The 20930-nt window shown below is 69.0% G+C and carries 30 protein-coding genes; 28 read left to right on the top strand and 2 right to left on the bottom strand.

From position 1 onward, the window contains the following. Positions 1-11: 11 nt before the first annotated feature. The 26 genes from rpsQ (at position 12) to ACE3TA_RS04810 (ending at position 16640) form a co-directional block, all read left to right on the top strand. Complete coding sequence (rpsQ, locus tag ACE3TA_RS04935; RefSeq protein ID WP_374571056.1) at positions 12-260, top strand: 30S ribosomal protein S17; 249 nt, start codon at positions 12-14, stop codon at positions 258-260. 12 nt (positions 261-272) lie between these two features. Continuing rightward, positions 273-641: a 50S ribosomal protein L14 gene (gene rplN, locus ACE3TA_RS04930; RefSeq protein WP_293353406.1), complete on the top strand. Its 369-nt coding sequence runs from the start codon at positions 273-275 to the stop codon at positions 639-641. Next, positions 641-955: a 50S ribosomal protein L24 gene (rplX, locus tag ACE3TA_RS04925; protein ID WP_374571053.1), complete on the top strand. Its 315-nt coding sequence runs from the start codon at positions 641-643 to the stop codon at positions 953-955. Before rplN ends, rplX begins: the two co-directional genes overlap by 1 nt. Then, entirely contained in the window at positions 948-1505 is a 558-nt protein-coding gene (rplE, locus tag ACE3TA_RS04920; protein WP_374571051.1) for a 50S ribosomal protein L5, read from the top strand. Before rplX ends, rplE begins: the two co-directional genes overlap by 8 nt. 22 nt (positions 1506-1527) lie before the next feature. Further along, entirely contained in the window at positions 1528-1833 is a 306-nt protein-coding gene (rpsN, locus tag ACE3TA_RS04915; RefSeq protein ID WP_374571048.1) for a 30S ribosomal protein S14, read from the top strand. A gap of 10 nt (positions 1834-1843) precedes the next feature. Further along, the gene (gene rpsH, locus ACE3TA_RS04910) at positions 1844-2239 is read left to right on the top strand and encodes a 30S ribosomal protein S8 (RefSeq protein ID WP_374571046.1); all 396 of its coding nucleotides are present in this window, start codon (positions 1844-1846) and stop codon (positions 2237-2239) included. Between the two features lies 1 nt (position 2240). Then, on the top strand, positions 2241-2774 hold the full coding sequence (gene rplF, locus ACE3TA_RS04905; RefSeq protein WP_374571043.1) for a 50S ribosomal protein L6: 534 nt from the start codon (positions 2241-2243) through the stop codon (positions 2772-2774). Positions 2775-2777: 3 nt separating this feature from the next. Beyond that, the gene (rplR, locus tag ACE3TA_RS04900; RefSeq protein WP_374571041.1) at positions 2778-3134 is read left to right on the top strand and encodes a 50S ribosomal protein L18; all 357 of its coding nucleotides are present in this window, start codon (positions 2778-2780) and stop codon (positions 3132-3134) included. 10 nt (positions 3135-3144) lie between these two features. Then, the gene (gene rpsE / locus ACE3TA_RS04895) at positions 3145-3729 is read left to right on the top strand and encodes a 30S ribosomal protein S5 (RefSeq protein ID WP_374571039.1); all 585 of its coding nucleotides are present in this window, start codon (positions 3145-3147) and stop codon (positions 3727-3729) included. A 5-nt stretch (positions 3730-3734) separates the two neighbouring features. Then, complete coding sequence (gene rpmD, locus ACE3TA_RS04890; RefSeq protein ID WP_374571036.1) at positions 3735-3914, top strand: 50S ribosomal protein L30; 180 nt, start codon at positions 3735-3737, stop codon at positions 3912-3914. 105 nt (positions 3915-4019) lie between these two features. Beyond that, positions 4020-4502 (top strand): 50S ribosomal protein L15, encoded by a 483-nt coding sequence (gene rplO, locus ACE3TA_RS04885; protein ID WP_374571034.1) that lies wholly within the window; start codon positions 4020-4022, stop codon positions 4500-4502. A gap of 101 nt (positions 4503-4603) precedes the next feature. Further along, positions 4604-5953, top strand: coding sequence for a preprotein translocase subunit SecY (gene secY, locus ACE3TA_RS04880; protein ID WP_374571032.1), 1350 nt, complete (start codon positions 4604-4606; stop codon positions 5951-5953). A 54-nt stretch (positions 5954-6007) separates the two neighbouring features. After that, positions 6008-6574 carry an adenylate kinase gene (locus ACE3TA_RS04875; protein ID WP_374571030.1) on the top strand — a complete coding sequence of 189 codons (567 nt, stop codon included), beginning with the start codon at positions 6008-6010 and terminating at the stop codon, positions 6572-6574. 228 nt (positions 6575-6802) lie between these two features. Beyond that, positions 6803-7171 carry a 30S ribosomal protein S13 gene (rpsM, locus tag ACE3TA_RS04870; protein ID WP_374571123.1) on the top strand — a complete coding sequence of 123 codons (369 nt, stop codon included), beginning with the start codon at positions 6803-6805 and terminating at the stop codon, positions 7169-7171. Positions 7172-7184: 13 nt separating this feature from the next. After that, entirely contained in the window at positions 7185-7574 is a 390-nt protein-coding gene (gene rpsK / locus ACE3TA_RS04865) for a 30S ribosomal protein S11 (protein WP_374571027.1), read from the top strand. Between the two features lie 79 nt (positions 7575-7653). Beyond that, positions 7654-8670 carry a DNA-directed RNA polymerase subunit alpha gene (locus tag ACE3TA_RS04860; protein WP_374571024.1) on the top strand — a complete coding sequence of 339 codons (1017 nt, stop codon included), beginning with the start codon at positions 7654-7656 and terminating at the stop codon, positions 8668-8670. A gap of 262 nt (positions 8671-8932) precedes the next feature. Further along, complete coding sequence (gene rplQ / locus ACE3TA_RS04855; protein ID WP_374571022.1) at positions 8933-9349, top strand: 50S ribosomal protein L17; 417 nt, start codon at positions 8933-8935, stop codon at positions 9347-9349. A gap of 157 nt (positions 9350-9506) precedes the next feature. Continuing rightward, positions 9507-9998, top strand: a complete 492-nt coding sequence (locus tag ACE3TA_RS04850; protein ID WP_374571020.1) for a VOC family protein — start codon at positions 9507-9509, stop codon at positions 9996-9998. Positions 9999-10006: 8 nt separating this feature from the next. Beyond that, positions 10007-10459 carry a VOC family protein gene (locus tag ACE3TA_RS04845; RefSeq protein WP_374571018.1) on the top strand — a complete coding sequence of 151 codons (453 nt, stop codon included), beginning with the start codon at positions 10007-10009 and terminating at the stop codon, positions 10457-10459. 10 nt (positions 10460-10469) lie between these two features. Then, entirely contained in the window at positions 10470-10931 is a 462-nt protein-coding gene (locus ACE3TA_RS04840) for a VOC family protein (protein ID WP_374571016.1), read from the top strand. Further along, a complete protein-coding gene (locus tag ACE3TA_RS04835) occupies positions 10922-11272 on the top strand; it encodes an ArsR/SmtB family transcription factor (RefSeq protein WP_374571014.1) in 351 nt (116 codons plus the stop codon). The genes ACE3TA_RS04840 and ACE3TA_RS04835 overlap by 10 nt, the downstream gene beginning before the upstream one ends. Further along, positions 11269-11736 carry an SRPBCC family protein gene (locus ACE3TA_RS04830; protein ID WP_374571012.1) on the top strand — a complete coding sequence of 156 codons (468 nt, stop codon included), beginning with the start codon at positions 11269-11271 and terminating at the stop codon, positions 11734-11736. The genes ACE3TA_RS04835 and ACE3TA_RS04830 overlap by 4 nt, the downstream gene beginning before the upstream one ends. 51 nt (positions 11737-11787) lie before the next feature. Beyond that, positions 11788-13032 (top strand): TCR/Tet family MFS transporter, encoded by a 1245-nt coding sequence (locus ACE3TA_RS04825; RefSeq protein WP_374571010.1) that lies wholly within the window; start codon positions 11788-11790, stop codon positions 13030-13032. A gap of 89 nt (positions 13033-13121) precedes the next feature. Beyond that, on the top strand, positions 13122-14537 hold the full coding sequence (locus ACE3TA_RS04820) for a Do family serine endopeptidase (RefSeq protein ID WP_374571008.1): 1416 nt from the start codon (positions 13122-13124) through the stop codon (positions 14535-14537). Between the two features lie 31 nt (positions 14538-14568). After that, on the top strand, positions 14569-15882 hold the full coding sequence (locus tag ACE3TA_RS04815; RefSeq protein ID WP_374571006.1) for a replication-associated recombination protein A: 1314 nt from the start codon (positions 14569-14571) through the stop codon (positions 15880-15882). Then, positions 15879-16640 (top strand): RluA family pseudouridine synthase, encoded by a 762-nt coding sequence (locus ACE3TA_RS04810; RefSeq protein WP_374571004.1) that lies wholly within the window; start codon positions 15879-15881, stop codon positions 16638-16640. The genes ACE3TA_RS04815 and ACE3TA_RS04810 overlap by 4 nt, the downstream gene beginning before the upstream one ends. Here ACE3TA_RS04810 and ACE3TA_RS04805 read toward each other — a convergent pair. Beyond that, the gene (locus ACE3TA_RS04805; protein ID WP_374571002.1) at positions 16637-17803 is read right to left on the bottom strand and encodes a hypothetical protein; all 1167 of its coding nucleotides are present in this window, start codon (positions 17801-17803) and stop codon (positions 16637-16639) included. The two genes, ACE3TA_RS04810 and ACE3TA_RS04805, sit on opposite strands and share 4 nt — an antisense overlap. 223 nt (positions 17804-18026) lie before the next feature. On the opposite strand from ACE3TA_RS04805, the gene ACE3TA_RS04800 reads away from it, so the two are divergent. Then, complete coding sequence (locus ACE3TA_RS04800; RefSeq protein ID WP_374571000.1) at positions 18027-18548, top strand: hypothetical protein; 522 nt, start codon at positions 18027-18029, stop codon at positions 18546-18548. A gap of 2 nt (positions 18549-18550) precedes the next feature. Here ACE3TA_RS04800 and ACE3TA_RS04795 read toward each other — a convergent pair whose 3' ends face one another. Continuing rightward, positions 18551-19786, bottom strand: a complete 1236-nt coding sequence (locus ACE3TA_RS04795; protein WP_374570997.1) for a hypothetical protein — start codon at positions 19784-19786, stop codon at positions 18551-18553. Between the two features lie 168 nt (positions 19787-19954). Between ACE3TA_RS04795 and ACE3TA_RS04790 the strand changes: the two genes are divergently transcribed. Next, a complete protein-coding gene (locus tag ACE3TA_RS04790) occupies positions 19955-20923 on the top strand; it encodes an RluA family pseudouridine synthase (protein ID WP_374571121.1) in 969 nt (322 codons plus the stop codon). The last annotated feature ends 7 nt before the right edge of the window (positions 20924-20930 follow it).

The following is a 20930-nucleotide window of genomic DNA, read 5'->3' as shown; positions in this document are numbered from 1 at the left end:
AGAGCGATTCAATGCCCAAGCGAATTCTCGAAGGCGTTGTCGTCTCCGACAAGGGCGACAAGACGGTGGTGGTGAAGGTCGAGCGGACCTTCCTGCACCCGGTGCTGAAGAAGACCGTGCGTCGGTCGAAGAAGTACCACGCCCACGACGAGGCCAACGTCTACAAGGCTGGCGAACGTGCTCGGATCATCGAGTGCGCGCCGAAGTCGAAGCTTAAGACCTGGGAAGTGCTGCCTAAGGCGGCCTCCCAAGAAGCGTAAGGGGTCAGACCAATGATCCAGATGCAAACTAACCTGGATGTCGCCGACAACTCCGGCGCCCGCCGGGTCATGTGCATCAAGGTGCTGGGCGGCGCCAAGCGGCGCTACGCCGGCGTCGGCGACAAGATCGTCGTCTCCGTGAAGGAGGCGATTCCGCGCGGCCGCGTGAAGAAGGGCGACGTCCTGCAGGCGATCGTCGTTCGCACCAGCTCGGCGATCAAGCGCAAGGACGGCTCGGTGATCCGTTTCGACAAGAACGCCGCCGTGATCGTGAACAAGCAAAGCGAGCCGATCGGCACGCGGATCTTCGGCCCGGTTCCCCGCGAACTGCGCGCCAAGAACCACATGAAGATCATCTCGCTCGCGCCCGAGGTGCTGTGATGGCCGCGAAGATCAAGAAGGGGGACCGCGTGGTGGTCCTCGCCGGCAAGGACAAGGGCCGTCAGGGCCAGGTCCTGAAGGTCATGCCCGCGGAGAGCCGCGTGGTGGTGCAAGGCCTGAACATGGTTCAGCGCCACACCCGCCCGACCCAGCTCGACCCGCAGGGCGGCATCAAGAACAAGGAAGCGCCGATCCACGTGTCGAACGTGGCGATCGTCGATTCCAACGGCAAGCCGACCCGCGTCGGCTTCCGGATCGAAGGCGACAAGAAGGTTCGCGTCGCCAAGACCACCGGTGAGGTGATCAATGGCTGACCAAGCTTACGAGCCGCGGCTGAAGACCGTCTATCGCGAGAGCATCCGCTCGGCGATGAAGGAAAAGTTCAGCTATACCAACGAGATGCAGATCCCGAAGCTGGACAAGATCGTCCTGAACATCGGGATCGGCGAGGCCGTGGCGGACTCCAAGAAGGTGCAGGCGGCGATCGCCGACCTGACCGCCATCGCCGGCCAGAAGCCCGTGCCGACCAAGGCCCGCAAGTCCATCGCCGGCTTCAAGCTGCGCGAGGGCATGGTGATCGGCGCCAAGGTCACCCTGCGCAAGGATCGCATGTACGAGTTTCTGGACCGCCTGATCACCATCGCGCTGCCGCGCGTGAAGGACTTCCGGGGCCTGAAGCCCACGGCGTTCGACGGCCGCGGCAACTACGCGATGGGTCTGCGGGAGCACATCGTGTTCCCGGAGATCAATTACGATCAGATCGATCAGATGTGGGGCATGGACATCGTCGTCGGCACGACGGCGAAGACCGACGAAGAGGCGCGTGAGCTTCTTCGGCAATTCCAGTTCCCGTTCAACGCGTAAGGGACGGGAAGGAAAGAACGCTATGGCCAAGAAGAGCGCCGTCAACCGCAACGAGATGGTCAGGAAGCTCGTCAAGCAATACGCCTCCAAGCGCGAAGCGCTGAAGGCGATCGCCAACGACGAGAGCCTGCCGCTCGAGGACCGTTTCGAAGCCCGCCTGAAGCTCGCCGAGCTGCCGCGGAATTCGTCGAAGACCCGCATCCGCAACCGTTGCGAGGTCACCGGCCGTCCGCGCGCCTACTACCGCAAACTCAAGATGAGCCGGGTCTCCCTGCGCGAGCTCGGCTCGCTGGGGCTGATCCCCGGCCTCGTCAAGTCGAGCTGGTAAGGAGGGTCCCATGGTCAACGACCCCATCGGCGACATGATCGCCCGCATCAAGAACGCCGCCACCCGCGGCCGCTCCAAGGTCTCCACGCCTGCCTCGAAGATGCGCGCGCGCGTCCTCGACGTGCTGGCCGAGGAGGGCTACATCCGCAGCTACCAGCTGGTCCAGAAGCCGGGCGCCTTCCCGGAATTCGAGATCGAGCTGAAGTATTTCGACGGTCAGCCCGTGATCGCCGAGATCAGCCGCGTGTCGAAGCCCGGCCGCCGCGTCTATTCGTCGATCAAGGACCTGAAGCCCGTGAAGAACGGTCTCGGGATCTCGATCCTGTCGACGCCGAAGGGCGTCATGTCCGACTCCGCCGCCCGTGACGCCAACGTCGGCGGCGAAGTGCTCTGCCGGGTCTACTAAGATGTCGCGGATCGGAAAGAAGGCCGTGCCGGCGCCCGCGGGCGTGCAGGTCACCATCTCCGGACAGACGGTGACGGTGAAGGGCCCCAAGGGCCAACTGTCGTGGACCGTGCCGGACGAGATCGAGGTGCGCCAGGAAGGCGCCGAGCTCATCGTCGCCAAGCGCGTCGACACGCCCCGGGCGCAAGCCATGTGGGGCCTGTCGCGCACCTTGGTGAACAACATGGTCGTGGGCGTCACCCAGGGCTACGAGGAAACCCTCGAGCTGGTGGGCGTGGGCTATCGCGCGGCGATGAAGGGCACGGCGCTCTCCATGCAGCTGGGCTTCAGCCATGACGTGGACATTCCGGCCCCGGCCGGCGTGACCTTCGCCACGCCCAAGCAGACCGAAGTGAAGATCAGCGGGATCGACAAGCAGCTTGTCGGCGAGACGGCCGCCCGCATCCGCCGCATTCGTCCGCCGGAGCCCTACAAGGGCAAGGGCGTGCGCTATTCCGGCGAGAAGGTCCGCCGCAAGGAAGGCAAGAAGAAGTAAGCCATGGCGCTCTCTCATCGTGAAGCCACCCAGAAGCGCGCCGAGCGTAACCGGATCCGCCTGCGCAAGCTGGCCAACGGCCGCCCGCGCCTGTCGGTGTTCCGCTCGTCCAAGAACATCTACGCCCAGATCATTGACGATGAGCGCGGCGTGACGCTCGCCGCGGCGTCCTCGCTGGAAGGCGAGGGGCCGACGAAGGGCTCGGACAAGGACGCCGCCGCTCGTGTTGGCGCGCTCGTCGCCCAACGCGCGATCGACAAGGGGGTCAAGGACGTGGTGTTCGACCGCGGCGCCTACCTCTATCACGGCCGGGTGAAGGCCCTGGCGGACGCCGCGCGCGAAGCCGGCCTGAACTTCTAAGGAACAGACGATGGCTCGCAGGAACGAAGAACGGGGCGATCGCCGTCAGCGCGAAGAAGAGCGCGACAGCGAAATCGTCGAAAAGCTCGTCCACATCAACCGCGTCGCGGCCACCGTGAAGGGCGGCCGCCGGTTCTCCTTCGCCGCCCTCATGGTGGTCGGCGATCAGAAGGGCCGCGTGGGCTTCGGTCATGGCAAGGCGCGCGAAGTGCCGGAAGCCATCCGCAAGGCGACCGAGGAAGCCAAGAAGTCGATGATCCGCGTGCCGCTGCGCGAGAGCCGCACCCTGCACCACGACGGCGCCGGCCGTTGGGGCGCTGGCAAGGTGATGGTTCGCGCCGCGCCGGCCGGTACGGGCGTCATCGCCGGCGGCCCGATGCGTGCGGTGCTCGAAACCCTGGGCGTGCAGGACGTCGTCGGCAAGTCCGTCGGCTCTTCCAACCCCTACAACATGGTGCGCGCGACCTTCGAGGCGCTGAAGGCCCAGGCCTCGCCCCGCCAGGTCGCGGCCAAGCGCGGCAAGAAGGTCAGCGACGTGCTCGGCCGTCGGGCCGACAACGCCTCGGCCGCCGCGGCCGCGGACGCTGAAGGATAAGACCCATGGCCAAGATCACCGTTCGTCAGACGGCGAGCCCCATTCGCCGCAAGAAGGACCAGCGCGCCACGCTCGTGGGCCTGGGCCTGAACAAGGTGGGCCGCGAGTCGACCCTGGAGGACACGCCTTCGGTCCGCGGCATGATCGCCAAGGTCCACCACATGATTGAAATCGTCGAGGGCTAAGGCCTTCACGGCGGGACGGGGAACACCCGTCCCGTTCGACGTTTCACGACATTTCCAGCCGAGTCGGGCCAGCCCCGGCGACAGATCTCCAAGGAGAGGCGTCATATGACCAAGCTCAACGAACTTTCCCCGCGCGAAGGCTCCACCAAGGGGCGCATGCGCGTCGGCCGCGGCCCGGGCTCGGGCAAGGGCAAGACCGGCGGCCGCGGCGTGAAGGGCCAGAAGTCCCGCACCGGCGTCGCCATCAACGGCTTCGAGGGCGGCCAGATGCCGCTCCACATGCGCATGCCCAAGCGCGGCTTCAACGTGCCGGGCGCCAAGCAGTTCGCCGAGGTGAACCTGTGGCGCATCGAGCAGGCGATCGCCGCCGGCAAGCTCGACGCCAAGAAGGCGATCGACGCGGCGGCCCTGGTGGCGGCCGGCGTGGTCCGCCGCGAAATGGACGGCGTGCGCCTGCTGGGCAAGGGCGAGCTGAAGTCCAAGCTCGACATCACGGTCTATTCGGCGTCCGCCTCGGCCAAGGCCGCTGTGGAGAAGGCCGGCGGCAAGATCACCACCCTCCGTCCCGAGGCCTCCGCCGAGGCGTAAGGACGGCCGCGCCCGCTCTCGCCGGGACGTGAGGTCGCGGCGGGATGACGGGAAGCAAGATCGCGCCTATGTGTGTGCGCGCACCAGCCGTGGGGATCTAAATGGCTTCGGCCGCAGAACAGCTTGCAGCCAACATGAACTTCGGCGCCTTCCAGAAGGCGACCGAGCTTCACCAGCGCATCTGGTTCACGATCATCGCCATGATCGTCTACCGGCTCGGGACCTTCATCCCGATCCCGGGCATCGATCCGGCCGCGTTCGCGCAGGCCTTCGAGGGCCAGGCCCAGGGCATCCTGGGGATGTTCAACATGTTCTCGGGGGGCGCCGTCCAGCGGATGGCCATCTTCTCGCTGAACGTGATGCCCTACATCTCGGCCTCGATCATCGTCCAGCTCCTCGGCACGGTCTATCCGCCGTGGGAGAAGCTGCGCAAGGAAGGCGGCGAGGCCGGGCGCAAGACGCTCAACCAGTACACCCGCTACCTGACGGTGCTGCTGGCCCTGGTGCAGTCCTTCGCCATCGCCACCGGGCTGTCGGCCAGTCCGGGGCTGGTGCTGAACCCGGGCATCTTCTTCACCGTCTCCACGGTCGTCACGCTCACCGGCGGCACGCTCTTCCTGATGTGGCTGGGCGAGCAGATCACCGCCCGCGGCGTCGGCAACGGGGTTTCGCTGCTGATCTTCGCCGGCATCGTCGCGGTCCTGCCGCGCGGCCTGTGGCAGATGTTCTCGATGACCCGCACGGGTTCGCTGTCGGGGACGGCCCTGTTCCTGATCGTCGCCCTGGCCATCGCGGTGATCTTCGCCATCGTCTTCATGGAGCGCTCGCAGCGCCGGCTCTTGGTGCAGTATCCCAAGCGCCAGCAGGGCAACCGCATGGTCGGCGGGGACACCTCGTTCCTGCCGCTGAAGATCAACACCGCCGGCGTGATCCCGCCGATCTTCGCCTCGTCGCTGCTGCTGCTGCCGACCACGGCGATGGGCTTCCTGGCCACGGCCGACCTGCCGAGCTGGGCGCAATGGCTGCCCGGCCTGGTGGGCCAGCTTCAGCACGGCCGGCCGCTGTTCATGGCGTTCTATGCGTTCCTGATCATCTTCTTCTCGTTCTTCTACACGTCGATCGTGTTCAATCCCGAGGAGACGGCGGAGAACCTGCGCAAGTACGGCGGCTTCCTGCCCGGCATCCGTCCGGGGCGGCGCACGGCCGAATACCTGGATTTCGTGCTGACGCGCCTGACGGTGATCGGCGCGGCCTACATCGCCGCGGTGTGTCTGCTGCCTGAAGCGCTGATCGGCTTCTACAACGCGCCGTTCTATCTGGGCGGCACCTCGATCCTGATCGTGGTGAGCGTGACCATGGATACGGTGACCCAGATCCAGTCGCACCTGCTGGCGCACCAGTATGAGGGACTGATCAAGAAGTCGCGGCTGCGCGGCGGTCGCAATCGCTAGGGAGCACGGGGTTCGTCCGGCCGTCAGAGCCGGTCGGGGAGGGGCATTTTACTCATGAATTTGATTCTTTTCGGACCGCCCGCTGCGGGCAAGGGAACTCAGGCCAAGCGGCTGGTGGACGGGCGAGGGATGGTGCAGCTCTCCACGGGCGACATGCTGCGCGCGGCGATCGCCTCCAAGTCCGAGCTCGGCCTGAAGGTCGAGGGAATCATGCAGCGCGGCGAGCTGGTCAGCGACGACATCGTCATCGCCCTGATCGAGGAGCGCCTGCCTGAGGCCGAAGCGGCCGGCGGCGCGATCTTCGACGGCTTCCCGCGCACGCTCGCCCAGGCCGAGGCGCTGGACCGCATGCTGGCCGGCCGGGGCGCGAAGATCGACATCGTCGTGCGCCTGAAGGTGGACGACGCGGCCCTGATGGAACGGATCGCCGGCCGATTCGCCGAGTCGGGGCGTCCGGACGACAATCCGGAGAGCTTCAAGGTTCGTCTGGCCGCCTACAACGACCAGACCGCGCCGCTTCTGCCCTACTACCAGTCCAAGCTGGTCGAGGTGGACGGCATGGGAACGATCGAAGAAGTGGCTTCGGCCATCGACAAGGCCCTGGACGCGGCGCGCGGATAGCGCGTCGGCCCGGGGTCATCGGGCGGTTGAGCTGGCCTTCGGGCTGCAACCGCCCATCCGCCCGTCGGATACGGTGAAAACTTACCGTTCCGGCATTGACGGAAGCGCAACTATCCCTATAAGGGAGCGCTTCCGCGAAAGGGCGCGAAGGACGTGCCGGCCTGGGGCCTTCGGGTCATGGGGCCGGGCGCCGTTCGCGCTTCTCTGCGTGACCAGGAGATTACCCGCGTGGCCCGCATCGCTGGCGTCAACATTCCCACGAACAAGCGCGTCGTCATCGCGCTTCAGTACATCCACGGCATCGGCCAGGCGAAAGCCCGGGAGATCGTCGAGAAGGTCGGCATCGAGGACGCGCGCCGCGTCAACCAGCTGACCGACGCGGAGGTGCTGCAAATCCGCGAAGCCATCGACCGCGACTACACGGTCGAAGGCGACCTGCGCCGCGAGACGGCGGTCAACATCAAGCGCTTGATGGACCTGGCCTGCTATCGCGGCCTGCGTCACCGCAAGGGCCTGCCGGTCCGCGGTCAGCGCACGCACACCAACGCCCGCACGCGCAAGGGCCCGGCAAAGCCGATCGCCGGCAAGAAGAAGTAAGAGAGCTTAGCCGATGGCCAAGGAACCGGCTCGCGTCAAACGCCGCGAGCGTAAGAACATCACCTCGGGCGTGGCGCACGTGAACGCCTCGTTCAACAACACCATGATCACCATCACGGACGCGCAGGGGAACACCATCTCCTGGTCGTCCGCCGGCATGATGGGCTTCAAGGGTTCGCGCAAGTCGACCCCCTATGCGGCCCAGATGGCGGCCGAGGATGCCGGCCGCAAGGCCGCCGAGCATGGCGTGAAAACCCTGGAGGTCAGCGTCTCCGGTCCGGGTTCGGGCCGCGAGTCGGCGCTTCGGGCGCTGCAGGCCGTGGGCATGACGATCACCACCATCCGCGACGTGACGCCGATCCCGCACAATGGCTGCCGCCCGCCCAAGCGCCGGCGCGTCTGAGTTTTTGAGTGCTTGATCTTCCCCGCGCCGGACCGCACTTCGCAGTCCGGCGATCCTGCGTTTCGAGGGACCCCCATCCGTGATCGAAAGAAACTGGAACGAGCTCATCCGTCCCGAGAAGCCGCTGATCGAGACCGGCGCCGACGCTAGCCGCAAGGCGCGTCTGGTGGCCGAGCCGCTCGAGCGCGGTTTCGGCGTGACGCTCGGCAACAGCCTGCGTCGCGTGCTTCTCTCTTCGCTTCAGGGCGCGGCCGTGACCGCCGTCCAGATCGACGGCGTCGTGCATGAGTTCTCGTCGCTCGAAGGCGTCCGCGAGGACGTCGTCGACATCGTCCTGAACATCAAGCAACTGGCCGTGCGCATGCACTCCGAAGGGCCGAAGCGCATGACCCTGCGCGCCACCGGCCCGGGCGCGGTGACCGCCGACCAGATCGAGACCCCGTCGGACATCGAGATCCTGAACGGCGACCATGTGCTCTGCACCCTCGACGAGGGCGCGACCGTGCGCATGGAGTTCACCGTGCAGAACGGCAAGGGCTACGTGCCGGCCGACCAGAACCGTCCGGAAGACGCGCCGATCGGCCTGATCGCCGTCGACGCGCTCTATTCGCCGGTCAAGCGGGTCGCCTATCGGGTCGAGCCGACCCGTCAGGGCCAGAGCCTGGACTACGACAAGCTGATCATGGAAGTGGAGACCAACGGCGCGGTGACGCCGGTGGACGCCGTGGCCTACGCCGCCCGCATCCTGCAAGACCAGCTGCAGATCTTCATCACCTTCGAAGAGCCGAAGAAGAAGGTCGAGGGCGAGGCCAAGCCGGAACTGCCGTTCAACCCGGCGCTGCTGAAGAAGGTCGACGAACTGGAGCTGTCGGTCCGCTCGGCCAACTGCCTGAAGAACGACAACATCGTCTACATCGGCGACCTGATCCAGAAGACCGAGGCGGAGATGCTGCGCACTCCGAACTTCGGCCGCAAGTCGCTGAACGAGATCAAGGAAGTCCTGGCCGGCATGGGCCTGCACCTCGGCATGGACGTGCCGAACTGGCCGCCCGAGAACATCGAAGAACTGGCCAAGAAGTTCGAAGACCAGATGTAAGACCCCAAAATCCGTCAGCGGATTTTGGAATTTGAAGTTGGGGCCCGTTCGGGCGGCGGAACCGCAAACACTTCCGCCTGACGGGCTCCGCGCGCCGACTCCGGGCCGCTTGCGCGGTCTGGGACCGATGAAGCCGCAACAGCGGTGGAGGCCCCCGGCGCTTCGTGTTGACCCAGGCGGGAGCAGGCTGGGATTGGTCAGGTAGACGTCTGTCCCGGCAAGTCGGGAGCGTCCAGCGGGCTGTCAGCCCAGGAGATGAGATATGCGCCACGGTAAAGCGCACCGCAAACTGGGGCGGACCGCCGCCCACCGCACCGCCATGTTCGCCAACATGTCGGCGAGCCTGATCAAGCACGAGCAGATCGTCACGACTCTGCCGAAGGCCAAGGAACTGCGCCCCTTCGTCGAGAAGCTGGTGACGCTCGCCAAGCGCGGCGACCTGCATGCTCGCCGCCAGGCGATCAGCCAGGTCCGCGACGTCGAGCAGGTCGGCAAGCTCTTCTCGACCCTGGGCCCGCGCTACAAGGACCGTAACGGCGGCTATATCCGCGTCCTGAAGGCCGGCTATCGCTACGGCGACAACGCCGCCATGGCCGTGATCGAGTTCGTCGATCGCGACCCGGCCGAAAAGGGCAAGGACTCCGGTCCGGTTCAGGTGGCCGAGTTCGGCGAAGACTGATCGACGCCTGAGCGCTGGAATTCGAAGGCCCCGGACGAAAGTCCGGGGCCTTTTCGCGTTTGGCGGTCGCGTTCGCCCGCCCGCGACGGTGCGCCCTTGACGATGTGATTGCGATATGAGTTAAATATTGTGGAAAATCGTAAGGGGATTAGCCGCCATGGCAGACGCCGCCGCCAAGCGTGCCTGCACGCCGACCGTCTTCTACAAGGACCCCAAGGCCGCGCTGGATTGGCTGGAACGGGCGTTCGGCTTCGAGATCGCCTTCCTGGTGACAGACGACGCCGGCAACATCGGCCACGCCGAGATGACCTTCCGCGGCTGCACGATCGGCGTGGGCGGGGAGTGGGCCGGCCCCCAGCTCGGCGGCGCGGCGATGAAGAGTCCGGCGAGCCTCGGCGGCGCCAGCAGCCAGTTCATCTGGTTCGAACTGGAAGCCGACATCGACGGCCACTGCGAGCGCGCCCGCGCCGCCGGCGCGAAGATCGCCCAGGAGCCGGAGGACCAGTTCTATGGCGCGCGGATCTATCGGGCGCTCGACCCGGAGGGTCAGGTCTGGTGCTTCCGCCAGGAGGTGCGCAGCCTCACCGTCGATCAGATGGAGGCGGCCAGCGGCCTGAAGAACGTCTCGAAGCCGCCAAGCGATCGGTGAGCGCGACCATGGCGACGAAGGCGATGGTCATTCCGCTGCTCTGGTACGTGGACGCGCGCAAGGCGCTCGCCTGGCTGGAGCAGGCGTTCGGCTTCGAAACCGCCTTGGTGGTCGACGACGGCCAGGGCGGGGTGATCCATTCCGAACTGGTGCTGGGCGACGACCGGCTCTATGTGGTCGGCCCGCCGCGTGGCGAGGCGGCGAGCCCGGCGGCCTTCGGCGGGCGCAACACCCAGTCGGTGCACGTCCAGCTCGCCGACGGCCTCGACGCCCATTGCGAGCGGGCCCGCGCCGCCGGCGCGCGCATCGACCGCGAGCCGGCCACCCAACCCTATGGGGATCGGGTTTACACCTGCACGGATCTGGAGGGCCACGCCTGGTCGTTCGGTCAGACCGTCAAGGTGATGTCGCTGGACGAAACCGTGGCCGCGACCGGCCACAAGATTGAAACCAGTCTCTAGGAGGACGGCCATGAAAGATTGGCGCCCAGCGCTTGCGCCCGCGCTGTGCTACCGCGATCCGCGGGCGGCCCTGGTTTGGCTGGAAAACGCCTTCGGCTTCGAGACCTTCATGCTGATCGAAGGGCCGGACGGGGAGGTGCTGCACTCGGAGATGCGCTTCGGCGACGCCGCCGTCATGGTGGGCTCGGAATGGTCGGATGAATACAAGAGCCCGGCGTCCATCGGCGGCAAGGTCACCCAGTCGGTCCACATCGCCGTCGACAGCGACGTCGACGACCATTGCGCGCGGGCGCGGGCGGCCGGCGCGGAGATCCTGACCGAGCCGGAGGACCAGTTCTACGGCGCGCGCACCTATCGCTGCCGGGACCTGGAAGGTCACATCTGGACGGTCGCCCAGACGGTCAGGACCGTCAGCCGCGAGGAGGCGGAGGCCGCGCTCGGCGGCGGCGCGAAGATCACGGGGTGGCTGTGAGCGCCCAGGCCCAGACGATCGACCGCACCCTGGCGGCGCTCGCCGAGCCGCATCGGCGCCGCGTCGTCGACCTGCTCAGCCGCGGGCCCCGGCCGGCCGGCGAGCTGGCGCGCGAGCTTGGCCTGTCGCCGCCGGCCATGAGCCGCCACCTGCGCGCCCTGCGCGAGGGCGGGCTCGTGGAGGAATCCCACCCGGCGTTCGACGCCCGCGTGCGCGTTTACGCCCTGAGGCCCGAGCCGATGGTGCATCTGCTGCGATGGCTGGAGGAGGCCGAACGGCTCTGGAGCGAGCAGCTCGCCGCCTTCAAGGCCCACGTCGACGCCGGTGAGGACGAGGCGTGACCTCCAAGGTGTTCGTCGCCCTGCGCGTGAAGGCCTCGCCCGAGCGCGCCTTCCAGGCCTTCGTCGAGGAAATCGGCGCCTGGTGGCGGCCCAACCTGTTGTTCCAGACCACGCCCCGCGCGCCGGGACGTCTAGCCTTCGAGCCGGGGGAGGGCGGCCGGCTCACCGAGACCCTGGCCAACGGCAAGGTGTTCGAGATCGGCCGCATCCTGGTCTGGGAGCCGCCCGCCCGTCTGGTGTTCTCCTGGCGCCAGGCGAGCTTCCCGCCCGATCTGAAGACCGAGGTCGAGGTGCGCTTCGAGCCGGTCGGCGAGCAGACGCGGGTCAGCGTCGAGCATCGCGGCTTCGACCAGGTTCCGGCCGACAGCGCCGCGCGGCACGGCTTCCCGGACAGCGCCCTCCTCATGCGGCTGGCCGAGTGGTGGCGGACGCTGCTGGCGGCCTATGGCGGTCAAGCCGGTTGAACGCGCAGGCGTTGTTCCGGTATTGTTCCGAGATTGGGCTGGGGATCGCTGATGGCTGATGCAACCGAAAGGCCGGGGGGCCGCCGCGCCGCGTTCGGGTTCATCTTCGCCTGCGCCCTGATGAACTCGGTCTCGTTCGGCATCATGATCCCGGTGCTGCCCAACCTGATCAAGGCGTTCGCCGGGGGCGACACCGCCTCGGCCTCGCTGTGGAACACCGTGTTCGCCGTCACCTGGGGGGTGATGCAGCTCTTCTGCGGTCCGGTCCTGGGCATGCTGTCGGACCGGATCGGCCGGCGGCCGGTGCTGCTGATCTCCCTGTTCGGTCTGGCGGTGGACTTCATGTTCATGGCCTTCGCCCCCACGCTCGGCTGGCTGCTGGTCGGCCGGGTGCTGAACGGCCTGACGGCGGCCAGCTTCTCCACCGCCAACGCCTATGTGGCCGACGTCACGGCGCCGCAGGATCGCGCCAAGACCTTCGGTTGGATGGGCTCGGCCTTCAGCTTCGGCTTTCTCCTGGGGCCGGCGTTCGGCGGCTGGCTGGCCGGGTTCGACCTTCGCCTGCCGTTCATCGTGGCCGGGGCGCTCACCGCCATCAACTGGCTGTACGGCTTCTTCGTCCTGCCGGAATCCCTGGCGCCGGAGAAGCGGATCACCCGGTTCGACTGGCGGCGCGCCAACCCGGTGGGCTCGCTCGGCTTCCTGAAGGCCCATGGCGAGCTTCTGGGCCTGGCCACCGTCGGTTTCCTGTTCCAGCTCGCGCAGACGGTCCTGCCGTCGATCTTCGTGCTCTACATGGGCTACCGCTACGGCTGGGGCCCGGCGGTGATCGGCCTGACCATGGCGGGCACGGGGATCGCTGGCGTCTTGGTGCAGACGCTGCTGGTCGGCCCGGTCGTGGCGAGACTGGGCGAGCGCGGCTCGCTGCTGCTCGGCGCCTTCGCCGGTGCGGCCGGCTTCACCGCCTATGGCCTGGCCTCGCAGGGCTGGATGTATCTGGCCGTCATCCCGGTGTTCGCCGGGCTGAACTTCCTGCAGCCGGGGCTGCAGGGCCTGATGACCCGCCGCGTGGGTCCGCACCAGCAGGGCCAGCTCCAGGGCGCTAACCAGAGCCTGCAGGGCGTGGCCTCCGTGGCCGGCCCGCTCATCTTCGGCCCGACCTTCGCCTGGGCCGTGCGCCAGGAGGCGGTGTTGCACGCGCCCGGCCTGCCGATCTTCATCGCCGCAGCCCTGTTGACGGCGGCCTTCCTGCTGTCGTTGAAGGTGGCGCGCGCGCCGGCCGAGGCCATGGCCTGAGACCGCGCGCGGATCGTTCTGCGCCGTCGCCTTTTTTGCGCCCGAAACCTTCGCAGATTGGCGACGTTCCGAAAAACACTGGAGCCGCCATGCACGCGCCGCGCGTCCTGATTCCCGTTCTCGTCCTGCTGGCCGCCTGTTCGGACCCCACCAGCCGCTCGTCGGCGCAGCCGGCGCTGAGCCAGCCGACGCGCTCGCCGCCGGCGGATTCCATGACCATGCGCGCGTCCTTCGCCCCGGTCGTGAAGAAGGCCGCGCCCGCCGTCGTCAACATCTCCTCCAAGCGCCTGGTGCGCCAGCAGGCCGACCCGTTCTGGCAGCTCTTCGGCCTCGGCGCGCCGCAGGACCGGATCGAGGGCTCGCTGGGCTCGGGCGTGCTCGTCCGCTCCGACGGCGTGATCATCACCAACAACCACGTGATCGAGGGCGGCCAGGAGATCACCGTGGCCCTGGCCGACCGGCGCGAATTCCCCGCCAAGGTGCTGCTGGCCGATCCGCGCACCGACCTGGCGGTGCTGAAGATCGACGTGGGCGACGAGCGCCTGCCGGTCCTGGCGATCGACGATTCCGCCGACGCCCAGGTCGGCGACCTGGTGCTGGCCATCGGCGATCCCTTCGGCGTGGGCCAGACGGTGACCAACGGCATCGTCTCGGCGCTGAACCGCACGGCCGATCCCAGCGGCGACGCCGCCTCCAGCTACATCCAGACCGACGCGGCCATCAATCCGGGCAACTCGGGCGGCGCCCTGGTGGACATGGACGGCGACCTGATCGGCGTGAACAGCTTCATCCTGTCGCGTTCGGGCACCTCCAGCGGCGTGGGCTTCGCCATTCCGGCGGCCATGGTGCGCCGCGTGGTGGAGACCGCCGTCGGCGGCGGCCACACCCTGGTGCGCCCCTGGCTCGGCGCCCACACCCAGAGCGTCACCGGCGAGATCGCCCGCAGCATGGGCCTGGCCATTCCTCAGGGCGCGCTGGTGGCCGACGTGTGGCCCGGCGGTGCTGCGGCGCGGGCCGGCGTCAAGCAGGGCGACGTGATCGTCTCGGTCGACGGCCAGCCGGTCGTCGACGCGGGCGGGCTCAACTATGCGATCAGCACCCACAAGCCGGGCGACGAGATCAAGCTCGGCGTGCACCGCGGCGCCGGCGCGCCGATCACGCTGACGGTGAAGGCTGAGCCCGCGCCGGAGACCCCGCCGCGCGACCAGCGCACGCTCAGCGGACGCAATCCGTTCGACGGCGCCACCGTGGTCAACCTGTCGCCCGCCGTGGCCGACGAAATGGGCCTGGATCCGTTCCTGGGCCCCGGCGTCATGGTCTCCGGCGTCGGCCGCGGCTTTGCGATGAACGCCGGCCTGCGCCCGGGCGACATCATCCGCCAGGTGAACGGCCAGAAGATCCAGAGCACGCGCCAGCTCGCCGACATCGTCGGCGGCGGCGGCTCGACCTGGCAGGTGACCGTCGAACGCAACGGACAGACCATCACAGCGCAGTTCCGCACCTGACCGCGGGCGAGGCTTGCTGCTAGATTAGGGCATGACCGACCTCTTCGAAGCCGCGGGCCTCACGCCGCAGGCGCCGTCGCCCCTGGCCGACCGGCTCCGCCCTCAGCGCCTGGACGAGGTCGTCGGCCAGGACCACCTGCTGGGCGAGAACGGCCCCATCCACCGCATGGCGGCCGCCAAGCGCCTGTCGTCGATGATCCTGTGGGGCCCGCCCGGCACCGGCAAGACGACGATCGCCCGGCTGCTGGCCAAGGAGGCGGGCTATGAGTTCCAGCAGCTCTCGGCGGTCTTCTCCGGCGTCGCCGACCTGAAGAAGGCCTTCGAGATGGCGCGGGCGCGCCGCTCGGCCGGCCAGTCGACGCTGCTTTTCGTCGACGAGATCCACCGCTTCAACCGCGCCCAGCAGGACGGATTCCTGCCCTTCGTCGAGGAGGGCGTGGTCACCCTGGTGGGCGCGACCACGGAAAACCCGTCGTTCGAGCTCAACGGGGCGCTCCTGTCGCGCTGCCAGGTCTATGTGCTGAAGCGCCTGGACGAGGCGGCGCTGGAGAGCCTCCTGGCCAAGGCCGAGGCGTTCGAGGGCCGCCTGCTGCCCCTGGAGCCGGAGGCGCGCGCCGCCCTGATCGCGCTCGCCGACGGCGACGGCCGCTACCTGCTCACCCTGGCCGAGACCCTGTTCAACATCGGCTCGGCCAAGCCGCTGACGACCAAGGAGCTGGGCCAGCTCCTGCAGAAGCGCAGCCCCGCCTATGACAAGGACCGCGAGGAGCACTACAACCTCATCTCGGCCCTGCATAAGTCGATCCGCGGTTCGGACCCGGACGCCGCGCTCTACTGGCTGGCGCGCATGCTCGAGGGCGGCGAAGAGCCGCTGTTCGTCGTCCGCCGGCTGATCCGCGCCGCGTCCGAGGACATCGGCGAGGCCGATCCCATGTCGCTGGTGCTGGCCAACGCCGCCAAGGACACCTACGACTTCCTGGGCTCGCCGGAAGGCGAGCTCGCCATCGCCCAGCTCGTCGTGCATCTGGCCTGCGCGCCCAAGTCCAACGCCGTCTACAAGGCGTTCGGCGCGGCGCGACGGGCCGCGCGGGAGACCGGCTCGCTGACGCCGCCGGCCCACATCCTGAACGCGCCGACCAAGCTGATGAAGGAGCTGGGCTACGGCAAGGGCTACGCCTACGACCACGACGCCGAGGGCGGCTTCTCCGGCCAGAACTACTTCCCCGACGGCATGGACCGGCAGGTGTTCTACGCGCCGAGGGGCGAAGGCGTGGAGGCGCGCATCAAGGAGCGCCTGGACCGCTGGGCGGCCGAGCGTCAGCGCCGGGGCGGCCGTCCGGGATGAAGCCCCGCGCCACGCGCCGCCCGCGCGCGCACGAGACCCCGATCGCGCTCAGCGAGGCCGAGAGCGCCTTCGTGCGCGGCCTGGTGATCTATGAGGACGCCCAGCTCCTGGCGCTGAACAAGCCGGCGGGCCTGTCGAGCCAGGCGGGCCGCACGCCGGCCCACACGCTCGATGAACTGCTCTGGGCCTTCGCCAGGCCCGGCAAGGCGCGGCCGCGGCTGATCCATCGCCTGGACCGCGACACCTCCGGCGTGATCCTGACGGCCAAGACCAAGCCGGCCGCCGCCTTCCTCGGCAAGGCGATGATGGGCCGGCGGATCGGCAAGACCTATGTCGCCATCGTCGCGCCCGGCGCGCCGTCGCCGCCGGCCGGCCTGATCGACCAGCCCCTGCGCCGCGAGGAGATCGGCCGCGAGGCCTACATGCGCGCGTGCCCGCCCGATCATCCTGAGGCCGAGAGCGCGCGCACGCGCTACCGCACCCTTTCGGCCAACGCCGCCGCCGCGCTTGTGGAGCTGTCGCCGCAGACCGGGCGCATGCACCAGCTCCGTGTGCACCTGGCGTCGCTGCAGCGGCCAATCGCCGGCGACGCGCGCTACGGCGGCGCGCTTGTGCTCGACGGCCACGCCGTGCCCCGGCTGATGCTGCATGCCCGCGCCCTGGAGTTCCCGCATCCAGAAGGCGGGACCCGGCGGATCGAGGCGCCGATCCCAGCCGACATGGCGTCGCTGGCGGGGGCCGTCGGGCTGGAGATCTAGGCGGCCGAGCGCTCGCCGGCCGTGGCGGCCACGGCCCGGCGGCCCGCGTGGGTGAAGCCGGCCACCTGGGCCATGCCGAAGTAGTCGGCGCTGGGCAAGCCCTGCACCACCAGCGCCGGGCTGAGCCCCTTGGCCTCCATCGAGACCGCGACCAGCAGCCTGGCCAGATGGGAATCGAAGCCCACCAGGTCCGAGGCGTCCAGCGTCAGCCCGCGCAGGCGCACGTCGCGCACGGGGGAGGCCGCGCGCTTGACCGGCTGCAGGCGCACGAACACGCCGCGGCTGAGGGCGCTGACCAGGGCGTTCACCTCGGCCAGCCGTCCCGGCGGCGTGCCGCGGTCCACGTCGATCAGCTCGATGAACAGGCTGCGCTTGATCTGCTCTGCCGTGATGTCCTCGCGGCCGACGAGCTCGCGCCGGCCCTTGCGGCCGCCAAGCGAGCGGAACGAGGCCGGCACGATCAGCGGCGGCTGGCTGCGGCTGTCCTTGGGCATGAACAGCGAGGCGAAATCCAGGGCCGACCGGTCGATGAAGGCGATCTCGTCGTCCGTCAGCCGGCTGAAATGGCGCGACGGCACAACGTGGCCCGTGCTTATCCGGCTCACCGTCGGCTGCACGCGCAGGGCGGCGGTCACGTTGTGGCGCAGGCTGACCACGTGCTCGAGGGCGAAGTGCACGCTCATGGTCTCGCCGCCGGCGGTGACGAAGGAGACAGGGTTGCGCTTGCGCTCCTCCTCCGGATCGATCTCGCGCCGGTAGGGGGAGGGGCCGCCCGTCTCCGGAATTTTCTGCCGCGCCACGGCGATCCGGGTCGGGTCGAGCTCGGCGGCCGAGACGTGCATCCCGTCGATGCGGCTGACCGAGCGCACGCGGAAGTCGGCTGGGTCGGCCGAGCCGAGGAAGAAGACCAGCACCTCCTCGAGGATCTTCAGGCTGACGGCCTGGGCCGCGACGCCTTCTTCCTGGGTCATGCCGATCAGGAAATCGGTCTCGTTGAGCCGCTGGCGGATGTCCTGGTGCGAGAGGTGTTCGTCCAGCTTGCGCGCGACATAAGCCCATACGTCGTCGCGCCGGCGGGGCCAGCGGTCGCCGGCCCGCTCCTGGATCGCTTCGACGCTGATGACGGTGACGCAGCCGCGCTCCACCAGGTCCGAACCCGCCAAGCGCTCAAGCGCCGCCGCGGCGGTCGCGGAGGCTATCCGATCAATCGTCGCGCCTTCGGCAGAACTGGTCATGAGGGTCACAAAGGGTCTCTGCATCCACGTTGGCGCAGTGGGGCTTAACGCGAGGTTGCGCGCAAACGTCGCAGGCCGATCATATGGCGCGAACCGTAGGAACGGCTGGCGGCGATCGGTGTTGAAGCCGCGGCGGAGCAAGGAGCAGCAGATGTCCAGGTCAGGCTTGAACCGAGGTCTTGTCCGGCTCGCGCTGGCCGCCGCGACCCTGGCCCTGGCGGCGTGCGCGACGGCGCCGACGTTCTACGGCCCGGCCGCGTCGCCGGGCGCCGTGGGCTGGTCGGATTACCGCATCGAGCCAGACAGGTTCCGCGTGACCTTCCAGGGCGGGCCGGGCGCCTCGCTGCAACAGGTGGCCGACTACGCCTTGCTGCGCGCGGCGGACCTGACCCTGGCTCAGGGCTACGACTGGTTCCGGGTGGCCGACCGCCAGGTGCAGGGAGAGCCGAGCAAGGGGCCGCGGGTCGGCGTGGGCATGGGCACGGGGAACTACGGCCGCCACAGCGGCGTCAGCGTCGGCCTGGGCACGAGCTTCGACCTGGGCGGCGGCGCGGCGGTCGCCCAGACCCTGGAGATCGTCATGGGCCACGGGCCGGCCCCACGCGAGCCGGACGTCTATGACGCGCGCGAGGTGCGCCGCAATCTGGGCGACAAGGCCGGCGTCAGCGCCTGAGGCTAGGCCGCGGCCGCGGGCCGGGCGTGATGCAGCGCCCCCAGGGCGCGGGTGGCCGCATGGGTGCAGCCGGCCACCTCGGCGATCGGGAAGAAGTCGCGGCTGGGCAGGCCCAGCGCCAGCACCGCGGGCGCCACCGTGCGGGCCTGCGCCGCCGAGGCCAGCAGTTCGTGGGCGAGGTCGGAATCGCTGGAAGCCAGGTCCGACATGTCCAGCGACAGGCCATGCAGGCGCGCCTCGCGCATTGGTTCGGCCGCGCGCTTGGTCAACGGCATCCGCGCGAAGACCCCGCGGCAGAGCGCGCCCACCAGGGAGGCCACCTCCGCCAGGCGTCCGGGCGGCGTGCCCCGGTCCACCTCCAGGAGCTCGATGAACAGGCCATGCTTGATCTGCTCGGGGCTGGCGTCGGGCAGGTCGGTCAGCAGCCGGCGCCCGCGCCGGCCGCCGAGCGTGCGGAACGAGGCCGGCACGATCAGCGGCGGGCGCCCGTCGCCCTCCGTCGGCAGGAACAGGGCGGCGAACGCCAGGGCGGCGGCGTCGATCGCGGCGATCTCGTTGTCGCCCAGCATGCCGAGGTGGCTCGCCGAGACGGCCGCGCCCGAGCCGGCGTAGGAGATCATGGGCTGCACGCGCAGGGCGGCGACCTTGTCGTGGCGCAGGCTCGTCACCGCCTCCAGGGCGAAGCGCACGCGCAGGCGCTCGTCGCCCGTCGTCGGCGCCAGCACCGGGTTGCGCTCCCGCTCGGCGTGGAAATCCACCGGCGGCCGCAGCTCGTTGACGCTGGAGGCCGATCGCCAGGCCGTGGGAATGCGCAGCGGGTCGAGATCGGTGGTCGAGACCATCATGCCCTCGATGGCGTCGACCACGCACACCTTCAGGTCGACGGGTTCGGCCACGCCCAGGAAATGGGCGACCACTTCCTCGAGGATGCGAAGGGCGACCGCCTGCACGCCGATGGCGTCCTCGCGCGGCATGCCGATCAAAAGGTCGGTCTCATTGATCTGCTGGCGAAGATCGCCGCCGGACAGGCAGTCCTCGGCCTTTTCCGCCAGCAGCGCCCAGACCTCGTCTCGCCACATCGGCCAGCGCCGGCCGGTGCGCTCGCGAATGGCGTCCAGGCTGATCAACACCACGCAGCCGCGCTCGATCAGGTCTCCGGCCGCGAACCGCGCCATGGCCGGCGCGAACTCCGCGGCGGCGAGGCGGTCGGCGGAAGGACCTTCGAAGGGGAATTGCATGTCTACAGCCGCACGTTGTGACGCCCTAGGTTGCGGCCTTGCATTTAACGCCCGGTTTCGGCGCGCTCTTCACGGGCCTTTGCGGATGCGGCCCGGCGTCGCATAAGGGGGCATGAACAGGCGTGCATCGGTCGCCCGCGGACGGCGGCTCGCGTGAGGCAAGTCCAGATGATCGCCGTGGCCGCGGGCGAGGACGGCGTGCGCCTGGACCGGTGGTTCCGCCGCCGCTGGCCGCACCTCAGCCAGGGTCAGCTCCAGAAGCTGATCCGCTCGGGGCAGATCCGGGTGGACGGCGCCAGGGCCAAGTCCGACACCCGTCTCGGCGCCGGCGCCATGATCCGCGTGCCGCCGCTGCCGGACGCCCCCGCGCCGGGCGAGCGCGCCAAGACGCTCGATGCGCGCGACGCGGCCTTCGCCCGCTCGCTGGTGCTCTATGAGGACGAGGAGGTGCTCGCCCTCAACAAGCCCTCCGGCCTGGCGGTGCAGGGCGGCACCAAGACCACCAAACACGTCGACCGGCTGCTGGGCGCCTGGGGCGAGGGGCTGGAGCGCCCGCGCCTGGTGCACCGGCTCGACCGCGACACCTCCGGCGTGCTGGTGCTGGGCAAGACGCCGGGCGCGGCCGCCAAGCTTTCCGGCGCCTTCGCCCGCCGCCGCGCGCAGAAGACCTACTGGGCCCTGGTCGCCGGCCAGCCGAAGCCGGGGGAGGGCGTCTTGGAGCTGCCCTTGGTGAAGAAGGGCGTCGGCGACCGGGAGATGGTCGTGCCGGCCGATCCCAAGGAACCGGGCGCGGAGCCGGCCGAGACCGAGTTCGTCACCGTCAGCCGCGCCGGCCAGAAGGTGACCTGGATGGCGCTTCGTCCGCACACCGGCCGCACCCACCAGCTTCGCGCGCACATGCTGGCCATGGGCCACCCGATCCTCGGCGATCCGAAGTACAAGAACGACGCCTCCGAGGCCCTGTCCGAGGGGCTGAAGCTGCAGCTTCACGCCCGGCGCCTCACCTTGCCGCACCCCTCGCGCGGGACCCTGATCCTGGAGGCGCCGCTCAGCCCGGAGATGAAGGCCGGCTTCGCCCGCTTCGGATTCGACGAACACGAGGCCGACCCGGAGCCCTTCGCGCGCAAGCGGCGTTGAGGCGCGT

It is taken from the genome of Phenylobacterium sp. (assembly GCF_041916435.1).
Classification (GTDB): Bacteria; Pseudomonadota; Alphaproteobacteria; order Caulobacterales; family Caulobacteraceae; genus Phenylobacterium.
Note: the sequence above shows the minus strand (reverse complement) of the source record. Positions and strands in the feature narration are given on the sequence as shown.

What these genes read in the sequence shown, in the direction of transcription:
- ACE3TA_RS04800 (WP_374571000.1), top strand. Translation starts at nt 18,027, where the DNA reads ATGTCCAGGTCAGGCTTGAACCGAGGTCTTGTCCGGCTCGCGCTGGCC.
- rpmD (WP_374571036.1), top strand. Translation starts at nt 3,735, where the DNA reads ATGGCCAAGATCACCGTTCGTCAGACGGCGAGCCCCATTCGCCGCAAG.
- rpsN (WP_374571048.1), top strand. Translation starts at nt 1,528, where the DNA reads ATGGCCAAGAAGAGCGCCGTCAACCGCAACGAGATGGTCAGGAAGCTC.
- ACE3TA_RS04875 (WP_374571030.1), top strand. Translation starts at nt 6,008, where the DNA reads ATGAATTTGATTCTTTTCGGACCGCCCGCTGCGGGCAAGGGAACTCAG.
- rplE (WP_374571051.1), top strand. Translation starts at nt 948, where the DNA reads ATGGCTGACCAAGCTTACGAGCCGCGGCTGAAGACCGTCTATCGCGAG.
- rplR (WP_374571041.1), top strand. Translation starts at nt 2,778, where the DNA reads ATGGCGCTCTCTCATCGTGAAGCCACCCAGAAGCGCGCCGAGCGTAAC.
- rplQ (WP_374571022.1), top strand. Translation starts at nt 8,933, where the DNA reads ATGCGCCACGGTAAAGCGCACCGCAAACTGGGGCGGACCGCCGCCCAC.
- rplO (WP_374571034.1), top strand. Translation starts at nt 4,020, where the DNA reads ATGACCAAGCTCAACGAACTTTCCCCGCGCGAAGGCTCCACCAAGGGG.
- ACE3TA_RS04795 (WP_374570997.1), bottom strand. Translation starts at nt 19,786, where the DNA reads ATGCAATTCCCCTTCGAAGGTCCTTCCGCCGACCGCCTCGCCGCCGCG.
- ACE3TA_RS04815 (WP_374571006.1), top strand. Translation starts at nt 14,569, where the DNA reads ATGACCGACCTCTTCGAAGCCGCGGGCCTCACGCCGCAGGCGCCGTCG.
- secY (WP_374571032.1), top strand. Translation starts at nt 4,604, where the DNA reads ATGGCTTCGGCCGCAGAACAGCTTGCAGCCAACATGAACTTCGGCGCC.
- ACE3TA_RS04790 (WP_374571121.1), top strand. Translation starts at nt 19,955, where the DNA reads ATGATCGCCGTGGCCGCGGGCGAGGACGGCGTGCGCCTGGACCGGTGG.
- ACE3TA_RS04840 (WP_374571016.1), top strand. Translation starts at nt 10,470, where the DNA reads ATGAAAGATTGGCGCCCAGCGCTTGCGCCCGCGCTGTGCTACCGCGAT.
- rplX (WP_374571053.1), top strand. Translation starts at nt 641, where the DNA reads ATGGCCGCGAAGATCAAGAAGGGGGACCGCGTGGTGGTCCTCGCCGGC.
- ACE3TA_RS04845 (WP_374571018.1), top strand. Translation starts at nt 10,007, where the DNA reads ATGGCGACGAAGGCGATGGTCATTCCGCTGCTCTGGTACGTGGACGCG.
- rplN (WP_293353406.1), top strand. Translation starts at nt 273, where the DNA reads ATGATCCAGATGCAAACTAACCTGGATGTCGCCGACAACTCCGGCGCC.
- rpsE (WP_374571039.1), top strand. Translation starts at nt 3,145, where the DNA reads ATGGCTCGCAGGAACGAAGAACGGGGCGATCGCCGTCAGCGCGAAGAA.
- rpsH (WP_374571046.1), top strand. Translation starts at nt 1,844, where the DNA reads ATGGTCAACGACCCCATCGGCGACATGATCGCCCGCATCAAGAACGCC.
- rpsQ (WP_374571056.1), top strand. Translation starts at nt 12, where the DNA reads ATGCCCAAGCGAATTCTCGAAGGCGTTGTCGTCTCCGACAAGGGCGAC.
- rplF (WP_374571043.1), top strand. Translation starts at nt 2,241, where the DNA reads ATGTCGCGGATCGGAAAGAAGGCCGTGCCGGCGCCCGCGGGCGTGCAG.
- ACE3TA_RS04825 (WP_374571010.1), top strand. Translation starts at nt 11,788, where the DNA reads ATGGCTGATGCAACCGAAAGGCCGGGGGGCCGCCGCGCCGCGTTCGGG.
- ACE3TA_RS04810 (WP_374571004.1), top strand. Translation starts at nt 15,879, where the DNA reads ATGAAGCCCCGCGCCACGCGCCGCCCGCGCGCGCACGAGACCCCGATC.
- ACE3TA_RS04820 (WP_374571008.1), top strand. Translation starts at nt 13,122, where the DNA reads ATGCACGCGCCGCGCGTCCTGATTCCCGTTCTCGTCCTGCTGGCCGCC.
- ACE3TA_RS04850 (WP_374571020.1), top strand. Translation starts at nt 9,507, where the DNA reads ATGGCAGACGCCGCCGCCAAGCGTGCCTGCACGCCGACCGTCTTCTAC.
- rpsK (WP_374571027.1), top strand. Translation starts at nt 7,185, where the DNA reads ATGGCCAAGGAACCGGCTCGCGTCAAACGCCGCGAGCGTAAGAACATC.